This is a genomic window from Sutterella megalosphaeroides (assembly GCF_003609995.1).
Lineage (GTDB): Bacteria > Pseudomonadota > Gammaproteobacteria > Burkholderiales > Burkholderiaceae_F > Sutterella > Sutterella megalosphaeroides.
Genome location: NZ_AP018786.1, coordinates 2697361 through 2717302, shown reverse-complemented (window position 1 = coordinate 2717302; position 19942 = coordinate 2697361). Strand labels below are relative to the sequence as shown.

General features: G+C 65.2%; 14 protein-coding genes. 7 read left to right on the top strand and 7 right to left on the bottom strand.

The genetic code is table 11. The features are described 5' to 3' along the window. Positions 1-21: 21 nt before the first annotated feature. Both S6FBBBH3_RS10920 and S6FBBBH3_RS10915 read left to right on the top strand, forming a co-directional pair. On the top strand, positions 22-783 hold the full coding sequence (locus S6FBBBH3_RS10920; RefSeq protein ID WP_120177748.1) for a GntR family transcriptional regulator: 762 nt from the start codon (positions 22-24) through the stop codon (positions 781-783). A 183-nt stretch (positions 784-966) separates the two neighbouring features. Further along, a complete protein-coding gene (locus tag S6FBBBH3_RS10915; protein ID WP_120177747.1) occupies positions 967-2238 on the top strand; it encodes a M20/M25/M40 family metallo-hydrolase in 1272 nt (423 codons plus the stop codon). Between the two features lie 126 nt (positions 2239-2364). Here S6FBBBH3_RS10915 and S6FBBBH3_RS10910 read toward each other — a convergent pair whose 3' ends face one another. Beyond that, the gene (locus tag S6FBBBH3_RS10910; protein WP_120177746.1) at positions 2365-4044 is read right to left on the bottom strand and encodes an AMP-binding protein; all 1680 of its coding nucleotides are present in this window, start codon (positions 4042-4044) and stop codon (positions 2365-2367) included. 246 nt (positions 4045-4290) lie between these two features. Continuing rightward, positions 4291-4830 (bottom strand): menaquinone-dependent protoporphyrinogen IX dehydrogenase, encoded by a 540-nt coding sequence (gene hemG / locus S6FBBBH3_RS10905; protein ID WP_120177745.1) that lies wholly within the window; start codon positions 4828-4830, stop codon positions 4291-4293. A 380-nt stretch (positions 4831-5210) separates the two neighbouring features. Here hemG and infA point away from each other — a divergent pair, with 380 nt between their 5' ends. After that, positions 5211-5468, top strand: coding sequence for a translation initiation factor IF-1 (infA, locus tag S6FBBBH3_RS10900; protein ID WP_120177744.1), 258 nt, complete (start codon positions 5211-5213; stop codon positions 5466-5468). Positions 5469-5564: 96 nt separating this feature from the next. On the opposite strand, the gene S6FBBBH3_RS10895 is transcribed toward infA, so the two are convergent. From S6FBBBH3_RS10895 to S6FBBBH3_RS10875, 5 genes are all read right to left on the bottom strand, one after another. Further along, entirely contained in the window at positions 5565-6536 is a 972-nt protein-coding gene (locus S6FBBBH3_RS10895) for a phosphatidate cytidylyltransferase (protein ID WP_120177743.1), read from the bottom strand. Further along, complete coding sequence (locus tag S6FBBBH3_RS10890) at positions 6533-7150, bottom strand: lysophospholipid acyltransferase family protein (RefSeq protein WP_179950558.1); 618 nt, start codon at positions 7148-7150, stop codon at positions 6533-6535. Before S6FBBBH3_RS10890 ends, S6FBBBH3_RS10895 begins: the two co-directional genes overlap by 4 nt. 73 nt (positions 7151-7223) lie before the next feature. Beyond that, positions 7224-8666 carry a metalloprotease TldD gene (gene tldD, locus S6FBBBH3_RS10885; protein ID WP_120177911.1) on the bottom strand — a complete coding sequence of 481 codons (1443 nt, stop codon included), beginning with the start codon at positions 8664-8666 and terminating at the stop codon, positions 7224-7226. Between the two features lie 8 nt (positions 8667-8674). Then, positions 8675-9493, bottom strand: coding sequence for a carbon-nitrogen hydrolase family protein (locus tag S6FBBBH3_RS10880; RefSeq protein ID WP_120177741.1), 819 nt, complete (start codon positions 9491-9493; stop codon positions 8675-8677). Positions 9494-9549: 56 nt separating this feature from the next. Further along, the gene (locus S6FBBBH3_RS10875; protein ID WP_120177740.1) at positions 9550-13671 is read right to left on the bottom strand and encodes a YhdP family protein; all 4122 of its coding nucleotides are present in this window, start codon (positions 13669-13671) and stop codon (positions 9550-9552) included. 231 nt (positions 13672-13902) lie between these two features. Here S6FBBBH3_RS10875 and glnE point away from each other — a divergent pair, with 231 nt between their 5' ends. The 4 genes from glnE to grpE all read left to right on the top strand — a co-directional run bounded on the left by glnE (position 13903) and on the right by grpE (position 19663). Beyond that, a complete protein-coding gene (gene glnE / locus S6FBBBH3_RS10870; protein ID WP_120177739.1) occupies positions 13903-16737 on the top strand; it encodes a bifunctional [glutamate--ammonia ligase]-adenylyl-L-tyrosine phosphorylase/[glutamate--ammonia-ligase] adenylyltransferase in 2835 nt (944 codons plus the stop codon). A gap of 120 nt (positions 16738-16857) precedes the next feature. Continuing rightward, positions 16858-17838, top strand: coding sequence for a YheT family hydrolase (locus S6FBBBH3_RS10865; RefSeq protein WP_120177738.1), 981 nt, complete (start codon positions 16858-16860; stop codon positions 17836-17838). A gap of 81 nt (positions 17839-17919) precedes the next feature. Further along, positions 17920-18948 carry a ferrochelatase gene (hemH, locus tag S6FBBBH3_RS10860; protein ID WP_120177737.1) on the top strand — a complete coding sequence of 343 codons (1029 nt, stop codon included), beginning with the start codon at positions 17920-17922 and terminating at the stop codon, positions 18946-18948. Between the two features lie 94 nt (positions 18949-19042). After that, entirely contained in the window at positions 19043-19663 is a 621-nt protein-coding gene (gene grpE / locus S6FBBBH3_RS10855; protein ID WP_120177736.1) for a nucleotide exchange factor GrpE, read from the top strand. The last annotated feature ends 279 nt before the right edge of the window (positions 19664-19942 follow it).

The window sequence follows — 19942 nt, the reverse complement described above, 5'->3', positions numbered from 1 at the left end:
CGTCCGTCCGTACGATCCGCCATGTTCGAACCCGCCGTCTCCCACGCTCCCTCGAATTACTCCGAAGGTTTTGCCCGTCAGCCGCTCTACAGCCAGGTGCGTCAGCACCTCCTGAAGGAGCTCGCCCGAGGCGTCTGGCGCGCGGGCGACATGCTCCCCGCCGAGAAAGAGCTGGCGCAACAGCTCGGCGTCTCGCTCGGCACCGTCCGCAAGGCGTTCGCGTCGCTCGCCGACGAAGGGGTGCTCTGCCGCAAGCAGGGGATCGGCACCTTCGTGCAGAGCTTCCGGATGAGCGCCTACACGAACCAGTTCCACCGGTTCTTCTACGACAAAACGAACGACATCGTCCCCTTCACGATGCGGCTCGTGCGCTACGAAACCGTTGCGGCCGAAGAGGCGGGGGTTGCCGCCGAGGTGCTCGGGCTCTCGCCCGAGGCCCGCGTCATTCACGCCCTGCGCGTCTACTCGTGGATGAACGAGGACGTGGGCATCTCGGAGTTGTGGCTTCCCGCCGAACGCTTCTCCCGCATGACGCAGCAGAACCTCGCCAACCACGAGGGGAGCCTCTACTCCTACTACGAAACGGAACTCGGTGTGACGATCGTCGACACGCACGACTGCATCAAAGCGAAGTGCTTCACGTGGAAGCAGGCCTCGATCGGACGCTTCCAGGTGGGCGCCCCCTATCTCGAGCTCACCCGCGTCGGTTACACCTACGGGAACGAGCCCGTCGAATACCGTCTCTCCTACTGCTCGAGCGAAAAATTCCACATGGTGATGTAAGGCGCCGAGCCTTTCGCAGAACGATGTCTAAGGGTTAACCCTTGTCTTCTGTAAAATCCAAGAGTTCGGGGATTTCCTCTCCGTCGGGGGCGCATGCGTCCCTATGATGAGAAAACGCGCGGCGGGCTGCGGCCCGCCGCTCCTCGTACGTCCTTTCACAGGGTTCAGAAGGAGACCACAGACATGTCCGTACCTCAGCTTCCCGCCGTCGATTCGATCATCACCGAGGCCGTCGCCGCGGTGGCCGCGAGCGAAAAGGGTCGACGCGCTCTGCAGATCGCGCTCGACGAAGTCGATCGCGCCATGCTCGAACAGATCGAGCTCTGCGAAATCGAAGCGCCCACGTTTGCCGAAGAAAAGCGCGCCGCACGGCTTGCCGAACTCCTGCGCGCCTACGGGCTCAAGGACGTGGTGATCGATCCGATCGGCAACGTCGTCGGTCGTCGTCCGGGTCGCGGCAACGGTCCCGTCCTCGCGCTCGGCGCGCACATGGACAGCGTTTTCCCGGCCGGTACGAACGTAAAGGTTCGCCGCGAAGGCAACCGCTATATCGCCCCGGGGATCGGCGACAACTGCACGGGGCTGCGCACGCTCCTGCAGATTCTGCGCATGTTTGAAATCGCCGGCATCGAAACCGAAGGCGACATTCTCTTTGTCGGCACCGTCGGCGAAGAAGGCAACGGCGACATCCGCGGCTCCAAGGATCTTTGCAACGGCAAGCGTCACCTCGACGGCTTCATCGCGATCGACTCGACCGACGTGGGTCGCATTCTGCGCGGCGCCACGGGCTCGCACCGCTGGCGCATTTCGGTCGACGGCCGCGGCGGTCACTCCTACGCCAAGTTCGGCGCCTGCCCCTCGGCCGTGCACGCCATCTGCCGCGCCGGCGCCAAGATCGCCGACTTCGAAGTGCCGAAGGATCCGAAGACCACCTTCACGATCGGTACGATGAAGGGCGGTACCTCGGTCAATACGATCGCCGCGCACGCCGAAGTCGACGTCGACATGCGAAGCGTCGACAACGACGAACTCCTGAAGCTCGAAGCGCGCGTTTTGAAGGCCTTTGAAGAAGCGGTCGCCGAAGAAAACGCCCGCTGGGGCATCGACGGGGGCGAATACGAACTGAAGCTTACGACGACGCAGATCGGCAACCGCCCGGCGGGGATGCGCCCCGACAGCTGCCCCGTGCTCCAGACGGCCCGCGCTGCGCAGTCGCAGCTCGGGATCGAATTGACGTCCTATGTCTGCTCTTCGACCGACGCGAACGCGCCGATGAGCCTCGGCATTCCCTCGACCTGCCTCTCGACGGGCGGGATCGGCGTCAACGCCCACTCGCTCACCGAGTACTTCGACATGGTGGACACGCACCTCGGTCCCCAGCTCATCTTCCTTACGGCGGCCGCCCTGGTGGGCGCTTGCGGCGTGAAGCCCGTGCTGCCGGTTCGCGAAGGCTGATTGCCCGTGCGGGCGCGCCCCGACCCGACGAGGCGGGCGCGCGCGGAGGCCGCACGGACATGAAGTCGCAACGAAAAGGGCGCCTCCCGGGAGGGAGGCGCCCTTTTTCCTCGAGCGGTGCGAGCGTTATTGGAGGTCCTTCAATTCGCGTCGCAGAATCTTGCCGACCGCGGTCTTCGGGAGCTGATCGACGAAGACGATGACGTGCGGGATCTTGTAGCCCGTCAACTGCGTGCGGCAGTACTTCTTCACGTCGTCGGCCGTAATCGAGGGGTCCTTGCGGACGATGACGGCCTTCACCGTTTCGCCCGACTTGGCCGAGGGAACGCCGACCACGCCCACTTCGAGCACGCCCGGCATCGAAGCGATGACGTTTTCGACTTCGTTCGGGTACACGTTGAAGCCCGAGACGAGAATCATGTCCTTCATGCGGTCGGTGATGGTGATGACGCCGCGCGCGTTCATGTAGCCGACGTCGCCCGTACGCAGCCACCCGTCGCGCATGACGTTGGCGGTTTCTTCGGGCTTCTGCCAGTAGCCCTGCATCACCTGAGGACCGCGCACGCAGATTTCACCCGTGAATTCGGGGATCCGCGCTTCGTCGGGGCAGCAGCCGAGATCGCGGAAGCCTTCGCCGCGGATGGAGACTTCGGTCGAGGGAAGCGGCACGCCCACCGAACCGTCCCAGGGGGCGTTCGGAATGTTGCCGCACACGCCCGGGCTGCATTCCGTGAGGCCGTAGGCTTCGAGAATGTTGCAACCCGTCTGGGCCTTCCAGTTTTCGGCCACGGTGCGCTGCACCTGCGTGCCGCCGCCCGCCGTCATCTTGAGGCGCGTGAAGCGGTGCGAGCGGAAGATTTCGTTGCGAAGCAGAGCCGCAAAGAGCGTGTTGACCCCGATGATCACGGAGAAGTTCCACTTTACGCACTCTTTGGCGAGTCCGTCGATGTCGCGCGGATTCGTAATGAGCACCATCGTGGCGGCCCACTGCGTGAAGACGAGCGTCGCCGTGAGGGAGAAGATGTGGTAGAGGGGCAGCGCCGTCATCACGACTTCTTCGCCTTCGCGGAAGGTGCTCGAAATCCAGGCGCCCACCTGCTGCAGGTTCGCGATCACGTTGCGGTGCGTGAGCACGGCCCCCTTCGAGACGCCGGTCGTGCCGCCCGTGTACTGCAGGAAGGCGATGTCGGTGTTGCGGATGTCGTGCGGCTTGAAGCCCGCCTGTCGCCCGCGCTCGAGCGCGTCGTTGAAACGCACGGCCTGCGGCAGGTTGTAAGGGGGCACCATCTTCTTCACGCGACGCACGACGAAGTTGACGAGCGTTCGCTTCACGAACGGAAAGAGGTCCCCCACGGCCGTCGTGACGATGTGACGGCAGGGCGTGTCGGGAAGGGCCTTTTCGAGCGTGCGGGCGAAGTTTTCGATGATGACGATCGCTTTCGCGCCCGAATCGCGAAGCGTGTGATTGACTTCGCGGGCCGTGTAGAGCGGGTTGACGTTCACGACGACCATGCCCGCGCGCAGACAGCCGAAGACGGCCACGACGTACTGCAGGAGGTTCGGCATCATGATCGCGACGCGATCCCCGGGCACGAGGCCGAGGCTTTGCAGGTAGGCGGCGAAGTCTCGGGTGAGGGCGCTCATTTGGCTGTACGTGACGTTCACGCCCATGTTGGAGTAGCCCGCGCGGTCGGGGAATTTGCGGGCCGACTCGTCGAGGACGGCCGGAAGACTGGCGAATCGGTCGGGGTCGATTTCGTGCGGAACGCCTTCAGGATAGGCGTTGTACCAAATGCGATCGGTCATGAGTAATGTATGCAGAGCGAATGTTCGGGCCGGAAACGCCGGCAGCGGGGCGAAGCCCCCTCTCGTAACATGAAGTGTAGGAGTTGGAATTCTCCGAAATCGTCCTCAGGATACAGTGTTTTCCTGAGGGTCGCGCATCCGACCGGGGCCCGCCGAACGAAAAAACCGGCCGAAACCCCCGCAGGGGTCGGCCGGTCGGCGTCGGAGAGCCCGCCAGGGCTCCCCGGGGCGAATGCGCTCGCGTGCTCAGGCCTGAAGCGTGAGGCAGTGACGGGCGTATTCCTTGACGTCTTCCCAGTCCGTGTAGTCGATCACGGCCGTGGGTTCCGTCGGGCCCTTCGTCATCTTCATGATCATCTGGATCATCTTGACGTCGAGCCAGTTCCAGTTCGGGTAGTCGACCTTGCCCGCGAAGCAGTGGGCGTCCTTCGGCTTCCAGGGGTTGTTTTCGAGGAACTTGCGGCAGTAGACGTTCCCTTCCGGCGTGCACTTGGCGGGCGTGCGGGCCACGACCGAGACGCAGAAGAAGCTGTTCGCCTTGGCGTCGAGCACGGACTTGTACTTGTTGACGAAGCCCACGAATTCGCGGCGGAACTTCCCGTAGAGGACCGGGGCGCCGGCGATGACGAGGTCGTACTTGTTCCAGTCGACGCCCTCGCGGTCGGCTTCAACGACGTCCATGAGATCGGCCTGATTGCCTTCGGCAACCACCGTTTCCCAAATGCGGCGGGCGATTCGAGCCGTGTGGCCGGAACGGCTCTGATAAAGAACGAGCACCGTCTTCATTGTGTATCTCCATAGGCGACCTGCGGGTCGGGCGATGGCCGCCTTGATTGTGTATTCGAGGTTCTTCGGATTGCGTGCCGGGCGGTTGAGTCTTCGAAAAGGACCTTGCGCCACAACTCCGTCATGATAATGAGCTTTGATTGAACATGCCTTAAGAGTTGTACGCAAAGCGCGCCGATGCGGACTTTCGAGCCCAAGAAAAGCCGCCCCGTCGGGCATCGGTCGCAGCCGTGCGGTGATACAATCCGAAACCTCAAGCTAGGGCAAGCGCCGTGATTTTCCTCATGAGACGCGTTGCCGAAGATGAATTTTGAAGGGCGGCAACATCGTCGTTGCGGTACGTTTGCGCGATCGATCCCCGCCCGAGTCACTGGATACTTATGGCCAAGGAAGACCTCATTGAGATGGCGGGGCAGGTTCTCGAAGTCCTGCCCGACGCGCGCTATCGCGTCAAGCTCGACAACGGACACGAACTCATTGCCTACACGAACGGCAAGATGCGCAAGCATCACATCCGCATTCTCGCGGGCGACCGCGTTTCGCTCGAGCTTTCGCCCTACGACCTCACGAAGGGCCGCATCACGTTCCGCCACATCGAGGGCCGTCCCTCGCCGGCGGCTCAGCCGCGTCGTCGCTGAGCGCGCGTTGCGCCTCGGACGCATGAATCGCCCGAGGCCGAGCTCGAACGAAAAAAGCCCGCGAAACGCGGGCTTTTTTCATGGTTGCTCGGGCGCTCAGAAGGCGTCCTTGAGCGTGATGAAGAAGATCGTCGTCAGGTGGAAGAAGACCGGAGCGGCGAAGGTGAGGGGCGCCAGGCGCGCGAGCGTGCCGCGCGTCATGTAGATGTCGCCTTCGCCCGCAAGGCGCTCGGCCCCCATGCTGCGTCGGACCGAGTTGATGACGAGGTCGCCCATCGAGCCCGAGAGCACGATGGCGAGCGCCATGAGGAGCGCCTGCCAGAATCGGAAGGGCGTAATCCAGTACATGCAGCCCGCGGCGACGAGCCCGCCCAGGTACCCCACGGCCGTACCGCGCAGGGTGCGGTTCGGGTTGAAGGGAAGGCTCCGTCCGCCGAGCATCGAACTCGCGATCGTGGCAACGAGGTCGGAGACGAAGACGACGAGAAGGAAAAAGAGCATCAGCAGGGGGCCCGACGAGTTGTAGCGCGTGAGGTCCAGAGTTGCGATGGCGGGCGCATGCGAGAGGCAGAAAACGCAGAGCATGATGCCCCACTGCACCTTCGCCACGCGCTCGAGATAGCGGTCCGTGTCGCGCGAGAGCGCCATGATGACGGGAAGCGCGAGGAAGAGATAAACCGGAATGAAGAGCGTGAAGAATTCCGGCACGTCAAAGCCCACCGCGATGTACTGCGCCGGGATGGCGACGTAGAAAGCCAGCACGAGCGCGTTGTGGTCCGTGGGCTTCGTCGGCGTGATCGCGATGAATTCGCGCAGCAGGAAAAAGCTGATGAACGCGAAAAAGACCATCAGCGCCGCCTGACCCATGAGAAACGCGATGGTGAAAACGAGAATCAACCACCAGGCCATGCGGGCGCGGGAGTTGACGGCAAGGAGCCGGTTGCGGCTTTCGCCCGTGGTCGTGCGTTTGAGAGCCCAGCTGCCGTACGCCGTTCCGACGGCGGCAAGGAGCGAGAGGCCGACGAGCAAAATGAGGTAGGCCTCCTGAATGGTGAATCCGAGTCTCATGCTTGTGCCAATTCAATGATTGCGTTGCGGGCCCGCTCGAGGAAGTCTTCCTTGAGGTCTTCGGGACTGTGCGGCAGCGGCGCGCCGAAGCGCACCGAGCAGACGGTGGGAACCGGGATGAGCACCCCCTTGGGCATGGCGCGGTGCAGGTTCTCGATATAGACGGGAATCAGCTCGACGTCGGGGAATTCGCGCATCAGGCGCCAGATGCCGGACTTGAATTCGCTCGGCAGGGGCTGCGGACGGCGGGTGCCTTCGGGGAAGATGATGAGGGAGGAACCCTCCTGAAGCGCCTGACGAAGCGGATCGAGCGGGTTGGCGTTGTGGTCGCTGCGGCGACGGTCGACGAGAACGACGTTGAGTTCTTCGAGGGCGATGCGGCGGCGCAGGAGACCGCGCTCCCAGTAGTCCTTGGCGGCCACGGGGCGCACCTGGCGTCGGAGCTGCTGCGGCAACGAGGCCCAGATGACGATGGTGTCGAGATGGCTCGTGTGATTGGCGAAATAGATGCGCTGACGCGACGACGGGGCGCACCCCTGCCAGTGCGGGTAGGCGCCCACCAAAAGGCGCGTGAGCCACACGATGGGCGTCATGAGCTTGAAATTGCTTAACACGTCGGATCCTGTCGAGTGTTGGAAAAAGCGGCCGTGATCGCTGTCTACGGCCGACAAACTGTCATTATAAATTTCAGGCCGCCCGGGTGCCGCCGACCGTGAGCGAGTCGATGCGCACGGTGGGCATGCCGACCCCGACCGGCACGTGCTGGCCGTCCTTGCCGCACTGCCCCGCCCCTTCGTCGAGACTGAAGTCGTTGCCGATCATGGGAATGTGGCGAAGTGCCTGCGAGCCCGAGCCGATCAGCATGGCGCCCTTGATGGGGCGGGTGATGCGCCCTTTTTCGATCAACCAGGCGCGGCTCATGTTGAAGACGAACTGCCCGTTGGTGATGTCGACCTGACCGCCCCGGAAGCGCGAAGCGTAGATGCCGCGATCGACCGAGGCGATGATTTCCCGCGGGTCGTAGGGACCGGCGAGCATGAGGGTGTTGGTCATGCGCGGAAGCGGAAGCGTCGCGTAACTCTCCCGTCGGCCGTTGCCCGTGGGGGCCGCGCCGAGAAGGCGTGCGTTCGTAAGATCGTGCATGAAGCCCGTGAGGATGCCGTCTTCGATGAGTACGGTGCGCTGCGTCGGTTCCCCTTCGTCGTCGAAGTGAAGCGACCCGCGCCGCCCGGGGAGCGTGCCGTCGTCGACGACCGTGACACCCGGAGACGCGACCCGTTCGCCCGTCATGCCGGTGAAGACCGACGTGCCCTTGCGGATGAGGTCGCCCTCAAGTCCGTGACCGACCGCTTCGTGAAGCAGAATGCCCGGCCAGCCCGGACCCAGCACCACGGGCATGACGCCCGCGGGCGCGGGATCGGCCTCAAGGTTGTGGAGCGCGTCGTCAAGCGCCGTCTGTACCCAGCGGTCGATCCGCTCGCGCGTGAAGTAGCCGATGCCCGCACGTGCGCCGCCGCTCGCCGTCGCGCGTTCGCGACGGCCGTTCGAGCACACCCGAACGGTGATCGAGAGGAGGGAAAGGGGCCGTTCGTCGGCGAGAAGCCGACCGTCGAGCGCCGCCACGACCACGCGGTCGCACTCGGTTTGGTAGGCAACGCAAACGTCCTCGACTCGGGGGTCGAGCGATCGCGCTTTCTTTTCGGCGTACTCGATGATCGCAATTTGCTCCTCGGCGGTGTCGGTGTCGGGTGCGGGCATGCTCAAGGCGGGGACGACGCGCGGACGGAATTCCGAGGGGATCACGGCCGACCGGCCCGACGAGGCGATCGAGCCCGCCCGATCGGCGCAGGCCGAGAGGGCCGTGAGGTCGAAGTTGCTCGTATAGGCGAGCGCGGACTTTTCGCCCGAGACGCAGCGCAGTCCCACGCCGCGGTCGATCGAGAAGCCGCCGCCCTTGAGGATCCCTTCTTCAAACCCCCAGGAGCGCCACGTCGTTTCCTGAAAGTAGAGGTCCGCCCAGTCGGTGCCCGGGCGCGCGAGACGCGAGAGCAGACGTCGGGCGTCGTTGCGGTCGATCCCGTTTTCGTCCCAGAGACGAACGAGGGGCGAAGCGGAGGCGGTGGTTTGCATTTCGGTGCTCATTCGAACGAACTCCGGGCGTCGAGGGCGGGCAGCATGCCGCGAACGGACCGCAGGAGCCGCTCGTCGAAGTCGCCGATCACGATCCCTTCGCCCGCGGGGAATTCCGCCACGAGATTGCCCCAGGGGTCGACGATGCGGCTGTGGCCCCACGTGCGGCGGCCCGATTCGTGCGTGCCGCCCTGAGCGGCCGCCGCGACGTAGCACTGGTTTTCGACGGCCCGCGCGGCAAGAAGGGTCGCCCAATGCGAGCGTCCGGTCGTTTCCGTAAAGGTTGCGGGAAGGAGTTGGAGGTCGACGGGCCCGAGCGCGCGGAAGAGTTCCGGAAAGCGCAGATCGAACCCAAGCGCAAGCCCCACCTTAAGCTCCCGACCGTCCCAGGTCGTGAGCGTGAAGGAGACGGCCTTCTCGCCCGGCTTCATGACGCGCGCTTCGTCGTAAAACTCTTCGTTGCCGCGCGCATAGCGGAAGCAGTGGATGCGGTCGTAGCGCGCGACCACTTCGCCCTTCGGGTCGTAGACGAGGAGCGAATTCGTGATGCGGGTCGGGTCGTCGGTTTTCAAGGGGATCGAGCCCGCCGCCACCCACACGCGGTGGCGAACGGCCGCCATGCGGACGGCCTCCTGAATCGGCCCGTCGCCGAACGCTTCGGCCACGCCGAGGAGCGCGAAATCGTCCTGCGGCAAAAAGGCGAAGTGTTCCGGGAGAACGACGAGTTCGGCACCGGATTCGGCGCCGGCCCCGATCAGGGTGACGGCACGGATGACGTTTTCTTCGGCATTGAGGCCGGAGACCATCTGACAGGCGGCAATGCGCATGGTGGGAGGCTCCTTCGGACGACGCACGCAAAAGACCACATTGTAGGGCGCGCGCGTCAGGGCGTCGTCCGGTTGTTTTCGGATTTCGGGGCGGCGAAGGGATCGAGTTCGACGCGTTCGAGCTTCGTGACGGTCGGATTGTCCATGCTGCCCGTGACGACGTATTCGCTCTTCAACAACTCCGAAATCTGATCTTTCAGAACGAGTTGCGCGAGGAACGTGCCGAGACCGACCGCGGGGTTTGCAAACGCAAGCGCGAGCGAAGCGCCTTCGGCGTTGAGGCTCGGGAGCACCACGGCCTTGAGGTCAAGGCGGTTGCGCACGAAGTCGGCGTCGCCCGCCATGAGCACGGTGGCCGACGAGCCGTTGACGGCGGCTTTGTCGGCGTGCATGACGCCGTTTTGAAGTTTCGCCTGCAAAAGCATCGTGTCGAAGGCAAAGCCCTTGCTCACCACGTCGCGGAAGTCGAGCCGCAGACGGTTGAGGAGGTGCTGCATCGACATGAGGCTCAGAAGTCGTCCCGCGCCCGGTTCGATCTGAAGAATTTGCCCGGCCCCCGCCAGAAGGTCGATCGACCCCGTGAGGGTTTCGAGTTCGGGCGCGTAGGGCGCACCCGTCCAGGCGAACTTCAATTCGCCCTTGGCGGGCGCGCGACGAATCGCGTCCTTGATGTCGAGCGACTGCAGCACGGTCCCGATGCTCTTCACGTCGGCCGTGAGGTCGATCGAGGTGCGGCCCGACGTGGCGCCGCTCGGGTCCGGGCGCCAGAAGCCGCGGCCCGAGACGGTGCCGCCCGCGTTGCGTACGGCGAGCGTGTCGATGCGCCAGGTGTTCCCCGGGCGCACGTTGGCAGCGCGCAGTTCGACCTTACCGATGCGTCGCTCGCCCACTTGAAGATCGTCGACGACGAGCGTCACGTCGGGAAGCGCCGTGACGGACGGGCGCTTTTCTTCGGTAAGCATCGACTCGAACTGCTGGTTGATCTTTTCCGGGACGTAGAGGCGATTGAGTTTCACGGAAAGCGCCGGAGGGGCGTTGCGCGTCGCGTTGCGAATTTCAACCTGGCCCGACGCCTCTTTCGAGGCGAGCCGCATGTGCCAGCCGCCCTCGTACCGGCGCAGCGTCGCGTCGATGTCGGCGAGGTGCTTGTTGTCCGCGACGAGGTCGCCGATTTGGACGCGCACGAGAGAAAGCGCGTCCGCGGCGCCGTGCGAGGGCTTTTCGGCGTTTTCGGTATTCCCGGGAGCTTCGGCGGAACCGGACGGGGCGGTCGCTTCGGCCTGCGCCGAGGCGCGCAGCAAGTCGCTTGCGACGGGGTGCCAGTCGTCGAAGGAGAGGTACGGCTCGTCGACGAGGACGTGCAGGTCTTTGTCGGGAATGTTCCCGGGGAGCTTGCGCCCGAGCGCGACGACGCCCGTCGCGGGGCCGTCCGCGGGGAAGCTGAGGTCGAGCGCGGCCCGTTCGCCTGAACGGACGATCAGGCGGCTTTCCACGTCGGAAAGGTCGAACCGGAAGTCGGTCGCCCACTTTTCGACGGGGGCCTTCGCAAACGGAATGGGCAGCGTGCTCGAGAGCCCTTCGAGCGTGCTCGTGCCCGTGACGCGCAGGGACGAGCCCAGGGCCGCACGGGCGCCCTCGGTAAGCCCCACTTCGACCGCGGCGCGCACGGGGACGGCGCCCGAAGTTTTCTTCAGAAGCGCCGTCGCTTCGGGGAGGCGCATGAGCCGATCGAGGTCGGCAGGCGCGGCCGAAAGGGCGACGTCGAACGCGGCCACGCCGTTCGTGGTCGCGGCGGCGACCGTGAGCGGCGCGCCGCCCGAGAGACCGCGAAGCGGCTCGGGTGTCGCGATGCTTTTTTCCGTGATGCGAAGCGTCCCCGTAAGGTCGGTCGCCTCGGGGAGTCGGTCGAAAAGCCGCAACGTCGCGCGGTCGACCTTCGCGTCGATCGTCATCGTGAAGTGCGACGGGTTGCCGAGCGGAATGCCGAGCCGAAGCGCGGCGCTTGCGTTCCCCGAGCCGCGCGCTTCGGCAAAGAGGTCGCCGAGCGCCGAGCGCAGCATCGTGCTCGTATTGAGGTAGTCGAGCGCCTGCGTGAGGGGCCCGGAGATTTCGCCGCCCACGTTGAGCATCACGGTATCGGCGGAAAAGGCGGGGATTTCAACGAGGACTTTGCGCGCTTTGAGGCCGAGAGAGGTGGCGGACTCGCCGCTGATGCGCATGCTTTCGCCTTCGAAAAGAAGCGTTGCGCGGATCGAGTCGAGCACGGGCCAGAGGCGCGCCGTGCGGTAGCGACCCGAGCGGTCTTTCTCGTGGCTCGGCATGAAGTCGAGCTTCCCGCGCTCTACGTCGGCGCGGATGCGAAAGAGCCCCTGTCCCGCGTTCTTTTTCACCCAGGGGAATTTGGCGAGTTCGCCGCGCACGACGAAGTCGCCCCCTTTGGCCTCGCCCGCGAGCAGCGCGGCATCGAGATACTCGAGCGTCGAATGCCCGACGACATTCGGCAGGTACCGAACGACCGAGGTGGCTTGGGCGCGAAGGAGCTTTCCCGAGAGGTCGAGCGTGCCGGCGCCGCCCGTCGCCTTCCAGGAGCCCGAGGCCGTCAGCGCTGCGTCGCGGTTGGCGAGCCGGAAGTTTTCAAAATAAAGGGTCGGCGTCCCGTCGAGCGCCACGCGCACGCGCCCCTTCAATTCGTCGAGCTGAAAGCGCGGATTGCGAAAGACGCCGGGGAAGACGAAGGTCGACGCGGGCCCGTTCACGTCGACGAGGATGTCGCCGTTCGGGCGCGCGGTCACGAGCCCGCCGAGATTGCGAAACGAGGGAAGCGAATCCTTCGGGGAGCCGGGGAGCGTCAGACGGTAAAAGCCGAACGAGCCCCGCCAGTTCTTCGGATCGGTCGGGTCGTCCTCGGCGGAGAGCTCCAAGTCGCGAATCGATCCCGAGAGGGGGTGCCGCGTGAGAAACGAACGCACGTCGTCGGAAAGCGGAAGCGCCCCCGAGAGCGACGTGAGCGTGCCGATTCCAAGCGCCGAAGCGGAGGTTTCGATCGCGACGGGCCGTCCCGCCTCGTCGCGCTCCAGAGAAAAGCGCAGGTTCGACGGTCCGAACTTCACGTTCGAATCGGTGGTGAAGGCAAGTTGATCGGCGGAAAACACGAAGGGGCCCGAGCCCTCGCGAGCGAACGCAAGACGCCCGACGAGCGTCGAGAGGTGCAGGGGCTGAAGGTTCGAGGCGACGCGCGCCTCGACGCCGCGCAGATGCACGTCGGCCGCGGCCGAACGGATGCTTCCCGCGTCGAACGACGCCCAGATGCGGGCCGCGCCCGAGCCGCGCCGCAGGTACTGCGAGAGGCCCACGCGACGCATGAGGCGCCCCATGTCGATGCTGTCGAAGGCCGCATAGGCTTCGCCCTTCCAGGTGGCGGGGTCGGCGTCGACCGAGAAGAGCCCCTTTTCGATGCGGGAGCGCACGACGAAGTGGCGCTCGTTCGTCCCTTCGACGACGGTGCCTTCGAGGGCCGCCTTCCAGTCGAGAAGTCCCTGGTCGAAAACGGCGTTCGTTTCGCGCACGAGAACGGGGAGCGGCCTTACGCCGGGGCGCTCGTCCACGTAGGTGAAGGTGCCGTTTTTGAGAATCAGGCGGCTCTGCGCGAGAAGCCACGCGGCAAAGGCGCTCGTGCTCGAGTCGTCCGTGCGCGCTTCCTTGCCGCGCAAGGCCGAAACGTCGAGGAGAACGCCGCCGATGTCGTATTCGGTGTCCGAAAGACGGCGCACCGTGAATTGCGGGTCGGCGACGAGCAGACGATGAAAGCGCGGTTCGAGGTGCCAGAGGGACGCCCAGGAGAGTTCCGCTTCGATGCGCGGAAGCTCGAGCGACACGGGACCGCCCGGGCGGCTGAGCGTGACGTTTCCGAGTTCGATCACCGGACGGATCGTTCGGAAGGAGCCCTTGACGGACGAGGCGTTGAGCGTGATTCCGGTCGAGGCGGAAATCGCCGCCGTGACGTCTTCCCGGTAGTGGTCGAGCTGCGTCGTAACGAACCAACGCGCGCCGAGAATGACAAAGCCCGCAATGAAGTAAATCGTTGCGAGGACTTGAATGAGCACGCGACCGAAACGCTTCGGGAAAGATTCCGCGCGGCGTTCGGCGGTGCCCCGATCTCGACGGTCGTAAGTAGTCATAACGAAGCGTGCCGGGGAAACGGAGGTGCCGCCTGCGGACACGGTAACACGCACCGCGACGACAAATGCACAAAGGATGTGAAATGATACGGTTTTCACGGGGTGCGTGACGAGCGACGGCGAAAAACGGCGGAAAACGGTCGCTCGGAGTTGGATCGTGCCCGGTAACCGATTGTTTTCACCGATTCGCCCGGGAGGCCGTCCCGCGTGCTTTCGGCAGGAGGTGCAGCGATGGCTCGTCCGACGCTCGACGACATTCCGAAACTTTCCCGATTCGTGGAGCGTACGCTCTCGGCCGAAGGGCTCGTCGACGAGCCCCGCCGCCGCGCCCGACTCGAAGCCTGGGCCGCCTCGCCAGTGACGCGCGAAGCGTTGGCCGAGCGGCTCGATCGGGCCGAAACGTCCGAGGCGCTCGCGAGGCTACTTCGCGAAGTGCGTCGCGACCTCATGGCCGCGCTCGTCGTGCGCAACGCCACCGGCGCGGCCGACTATTTCGAGGTGGTCCGAACGATGAGCGACTTCGCCGAAGAGGCGGTCGCGCGCACGGTGGCGGTTCACGTGCGGGAAGCGGCCGCGCGTTACGGCGTTCCCTTCGGCGCCTCGGGCGAGCCCGCCGACCTGCTCGTGGTCGGCATGGGCAAGCTCGGCGGCCGGGAGCTCAACGTCTCTTCCGACATCGACCTCATTTTTCTCTACAACGAAGACGGCGAAACGCGGCCGACGGAGGAATTTTCCGACGCGCGCCGCACGCTGAGCGTGCAGGAGTTCTACGAGCGCGCGGCCCGACGGATCATCCCCGCGCTCAACGACATCGAGGGGCCGGGCTTCGTGTTTCGCGTCGACATGCGCTTGAGGCCCAACGGCGAATCGGGTCCCATCGTGGGCTCAAGCGACATGCTGGAGGAATACCTCTACGCGCAGGGGCGCGACTGGGAGCGCTTCGCGTGGCTCAAAGGCCGCATCGTCAATCGGCCCGTCTTCTCAAGTCCCGACGTCTTTGCGCGGCACGCGGCGACCGTCGCCTCGATCGTGCGGCCCTTCGTTTTCCGGAAGTACCTCGACTTCGGCGCGATCGCGTCGCTCACGAAACTCCATGAAATGGTCCGTGCGGAAACGGACCGGCGGGAACTCGCGCGCGGCCTCGAAGGCGTCAACGTGAAGCTCGGCCGCGGCGGGATCCGCGAAATCGAATTCATCACCCAAACGCAGCAGGTGATCCGCGGCGGTCGCGACGAACGGCTGCGCGGCAAGGAAACGCTCGCCATGCTTTCGGCCCTTGCCGACGAAGGGGTTGTTCCCCGCGAAACGGCGCGACGCCTGCGGGAGGAGTACGTCTTTTTGCGCGACGTGGAGCACGCGCTGCAGTACGTCGACGACCAACAAACGCAGTGGCTGCCCCGCTCGGGGGAGGTCCTCGAACGAGCGGCGGGGCTCCTGGGCCTTACCCCCGAAGCGCTCTGGGAGCGGATCGAATCCGTTCGGGAATTCGTCGCGCGTGCGTTTGACAGCGTCTTTCAGGTCGGGGCCGAAAAAGCCTCGGGCACCTCGGGCTGGCCCGTCGGTTGGTACACGGGAACGAGTACCGCGCGCTCGGCGCTCGGCGCGCGACTGCTCGAACTCGGTTACCCCGAAGAGCACCTCGCGGAACTCTCCGAGCGCATCGCCGCGCTCGTCACCTCCCGCATGGCTCTGCGCTCCGAAGAGGCGCAGGGACGCATGCGCCGACTCGTCGAATTCGTCGTTGAGAAAGCGCCCTCCTGGTGCGGCGCCGCAAGCGCCCGGATTCTGCCGCCCGCCGAAGTGCTCGGGCGCTACCTGAAGCTCCTCGAAGCGATTGCGGGGCGCTCGACCTACGTGGCGCTTCTCTACCAGTACCCGCGGGCGGCCGAGCGCGTCGGGCGCGTGCTCGCGGCAAGCCGTTGGAGCGCCGACTACATGGTGCGCCATCCGATCGTACTCGACGAACTCGTCGACGGGCGCATTCGCGAGATGGACGATTTTTCGCCCGTCGACTGGAGCGCGTGGCGCGACGAGCTGCACCGGTCGCTGCGCGCGGCCGAGGGCGACGTCGAACGTCAGATGAACCTTTTGCGCGACGCGCACCACGCGGCCGTCTTCCGGCTTCTCATCGCCGACCTCGACGGGCACTTCACGGTGGAGCGCCTCGCCGATCAGCTCTCGGCCTTGGCGGACGCAACGGTTGCCGAAACGGTCGAACTCGCCTGGGCGAGCGTCGTCGACGACCCGGAAGTGCGTCCCGCGCGCTTTGCGGTGATCGGCTACGGGAAGCTCGGCGGCAAAGAGCTCGGCTACCAGAGCGACCTCGATCTGGTGTTCGTCTACGACGATCCGGATCCGGACGCCGACCGGCTCTACAGCCGGCTCGTGCGGCGCATGATGAGTTGGCTCACGGTGCAGACCTCGTCCGGCAAGCTCTTCGACGTCGACCTGCGCCTGCGCCCGAACGGGGAAAACGGCCTTGCGGTCTGCTCCTTCGACGCGTTTTCGCGCTACCAGCGCAACGCCGACGGGAACGGCGCCTGGTTCTGGGAGCATCAGGCCCTTACCCGCGCGCGCTTCGTGGCGGGCGACGCCGCGCTCGGCGAACGGTTCGAACGCGAACGGTGCGAAGTGCTTCGAATGCCCCGCACGCCCGAGAGCGTGCGCGCGGACGTCCTTTCCATGCGCGAGAAAATGCTCGAAGGGCACCCCAACCGCTCCGAAGCGTTCGACCTGAAGCACGATCGGGGCGGCATGGTGGACGTGGAGTTTGCGGTGCAGTGCCTCGTTCTGACGCACGCCGCGACGCACCCCGAGCTCATGAACAATTTCGGCAACATCCTGCTTTTGGAGATGGCAGCCCGCTCGGGGTTGGTCGACGAGCAGTCGGCGCTCGAAGCGGTGGCCGCCTACCGGCGCTATCGCATGCTGCAGCACGAAATCCGCCTCAACGCCGGGGAAGGCATGCCCGCGCGGGTTCCGCGCGAACTCGTCGCGGACGAAATTCGGGCCGTGCGCTCGCTCTGGCGTACGGTTTTCGAAACGGACGGCCCCGAGCGCGCCTGACGTAAGCCCGAGGGTGCGCGGATATACGGGCGGGGACGAAAAGCCGCCCGCCGCCGAGTGCTATATTTTTTCTTCCTCGGGCGCCGAACGGCGCCCGCCTCACAACGAAAGGTCGATCTCATGCCGCTTACCGTTTCCGACTACAAGGCGCCGGGCTGGTGCCCGGGGTCTCATCTTCAGACGGTCATTCCCGCCCGCGTGACGCCGCGCCCGAAGGTCACCTACCGGCGAGAGATCGTGGAGACGCCCGACGACGACATCGTGGCCTGGGATTGGGTAACGCCCGAGCCCGCCGACCCGCGCGCCCCCGTGCTGATTCATTTTCACGGTCTCGAAGGGGCAAGCGACAGTCACTACGCCGAAGCGTTCATGCACGAGTGCGTTCGGCGCGGCTGGCGCGGCGTGGTGGCGCACTACCGCACGTGCGGCGGCCTCATGAACCGCAAACCCCGTGCGTACTTCGCGGGCGACACCGAGGACAATCTGTGGGTCTTGAAGACGGTGCGCGACCGCTACCCCGAAGCGCCCCGCTACGCGGTGGGCGTGAGCCTCGGGGGCAATCAGCTCTCGAAGTGCCTGGGCGACATCGGTCACGAAGCGTCGGGGCTCGTCGCGGGCGGCGTGTCCGTCTGCGCGCCGCTCGACCTCGTGGCGGGGAGCGAGCGCATCAGCAAGGGGATGAACATCCTCTACGCGAACATGTTCCTCGATACCCTCAAAAAGAAGCTTGAGGCCAAGGCCCGCATGTTTCCCGACGTGATCCGTGCGGCCGACGTCGCGCGATGCCGCAACATGTTCGATTTCGACGAAATCTACACGTCGCGGGTGCACGGGTTCCGCTCGGCGATGGAGTACTGGCAGAAGTGTTCCGCCAAAAACGTCCTCGCGAACGTGCGCGTGCCGCTTCTCGTGCTCAACGCTCAGAACGATCCGTTCCTGCCCGCCTGGTCGCTGCCGAAGGAAAACGAGGTCTCGTCCTCCGTCACGCTCGACTACCCGAAGGAGGGCGGTCACGTGGGGTTCCCGGCCGGGCACCGGTTCCCGGGTGAACTCACCTATCTTCCCGGGCGCGTTTGGCGCTTTTTCGAAACCGGAAGTTGAGTTCGGGCCGCTTTTCTAAAGCACTCATTAAGTTTATCGAGCGAAAATGCGTCGTTTTTCCATTTTCGCCCCCAATTCGTTATGACGAACCAAGCCGCTCACACCCCGGAGCCGAGCCGCACCGCGGTCCTGCTGATCAATACGGGTTCGCCCGAGGCGCCGACGGCGCCGGCCGTTCGCGACTACCTCGCGCAGTTCCTCTCGGACCGCCGCGTCGTGGAGCTTCCGCCCACGAAGTGGCTGCCGATTTTGCACGGCATCATCCTGCGCACGCGTCCCGCCAAGTCCGCGGCACGCTATCGGGGCGTGTGGACCGACGAGGGTTCGCCCCTGATCGTTCACACGCGACGCACGGCCGAGGCGCTCGGTTTGAGGCTCGAAGGCGTTCGGGTCGCCTGGGCGATGTGCTACGGGAAGCCGTCGATCGAGTCGGTCGTTCGCGAACTCGTCGAATCGGGCGTCGAGCGGCTGCTCGTTCTGCCCATGTTCGCGCAGTACGCCGCGCAGACGAATGCGGCCGCGTGCGATGCGGTCTTTCGCGCGCTCATGAAGGAGCGGCGCGTCCCCGCGCTGCGCGTCGTTCGCGGCTACCACCGCGAGCCCGCATACGTTCGCGCCGTCGCGCGTCACGTCGAAGACTTCTGGGCGCGGGAAGGGCGTCCCTTCGACGCGGGCGACGGAAAGCTCATGGTCAGCTTCCACGGCATCCCGCAGGCAAGTTCCGACCTCGGCGACCCGTACGAGAAGGAGTGCCGTGAAACGGCGCGTGCGCTTGCCGACGCGCTCGGCCTCGCGGACGATCAGTGGGTGATGTCGTTCCAGAGCCGCTTCGGGCGCGACGAGTGGTTGAAGCCCTATACGCTGCCGCTCGCCGAGGAGCTCGCCCGCTCGGGCGTTAAGCGGCTCGACGTCGTGTGCCCGGGCTTTGCCGCCGACTGCCTGGAGACGATCGAAGAGATCGACGACGAGTTGCGCGAAGCCTTCCTCGCGGCGCGCCCCGCGGGCGACGAAGGGCGATTCCGCTATATCCCCGCTCTCAACGCGAGCGCCGAGGCGATCGACGCCTACGTCGAAATTCTCGAGCGCGAATTGTGGTCGGACAAGGCTTGACTTTCCGACCTCCCGTCCCCATATAAAGAAAAACGCATCTATCAATCGCAGCCGAGCCCGTCCGTTCGGGCCGGCTTCGGAGGAAATTTCAGCAATGACGACGCAGAACCAGAACGAAACGAAGCCCGAAGAAACGACGGCCGAAGCGCCCGCGACCTGCTGCGGCGCGCAGGAGCCCGCCGGCGGCTGTGCGTGCGGTGAAGGCGCGTGCGGCGAGTGCGACAAGGGCGAAGAAACGCCCGAAGCGACCGTTGAAAATCTCCAGACGGCCCTGAAGCTGGCCGAGGCCAAGGTGATCGAACACTACGACCTCTACGTCCGCGCGATGGCCGAACTCGAGAACACGCGTCGCCGCGCGAGCGAAGAAGTGCAGAAGGCTCACAAGTTCGGCATCGAAAAGTTCGCCGAAAATCTGCTTCCCGTGGTCGACAGCCTCGAAAAGGCGCTCGAACTCACGAAGGCCGACGGCGAGAACCCGATGCGCGAAGGCATGCTCGCCACCTACCGTCAGCTCGTTCACGCCCTCGACATTTCCGGCATGAAGCCGATCGATCCGAAGGGTGAAAAGTTCGACCCGCATCACCACCAGGCGATTGCCATGGTTCCCGCCCCCGAAGGGGTCGAGCCCGGCGTCGTGGTCGAAGTCTTCCAGCGCGGCTGGACGATCGCCGATCGCGTGTTGCGTCCGGCCATGGTGAGCGTGGCTCAGGGTTGAGGCTTGTCGCCCGCCCGGCGCCTCGTGCGCCCGAAGGGAGCGTCCGTCGAAAGGGCGTTCCCTTTTTTCTTTTTCGGGCGCCTCGAAAGACGCCCCGGAAAACGCGGCGAACGTCGCGAGACGTAACGAGATGCAAAACGGGGACTTTTTTCGGGCTCGCCCCTTGAAAAGAAAAACCCCGTCCCCATATACGGATTAAAGAGCGTTCCGAGGCCCTTCGGGGGTGTCGGAACAAGGATTTCAGGAACCCGCTTCCCCCCGCAACGTCTCCGGAAGGCG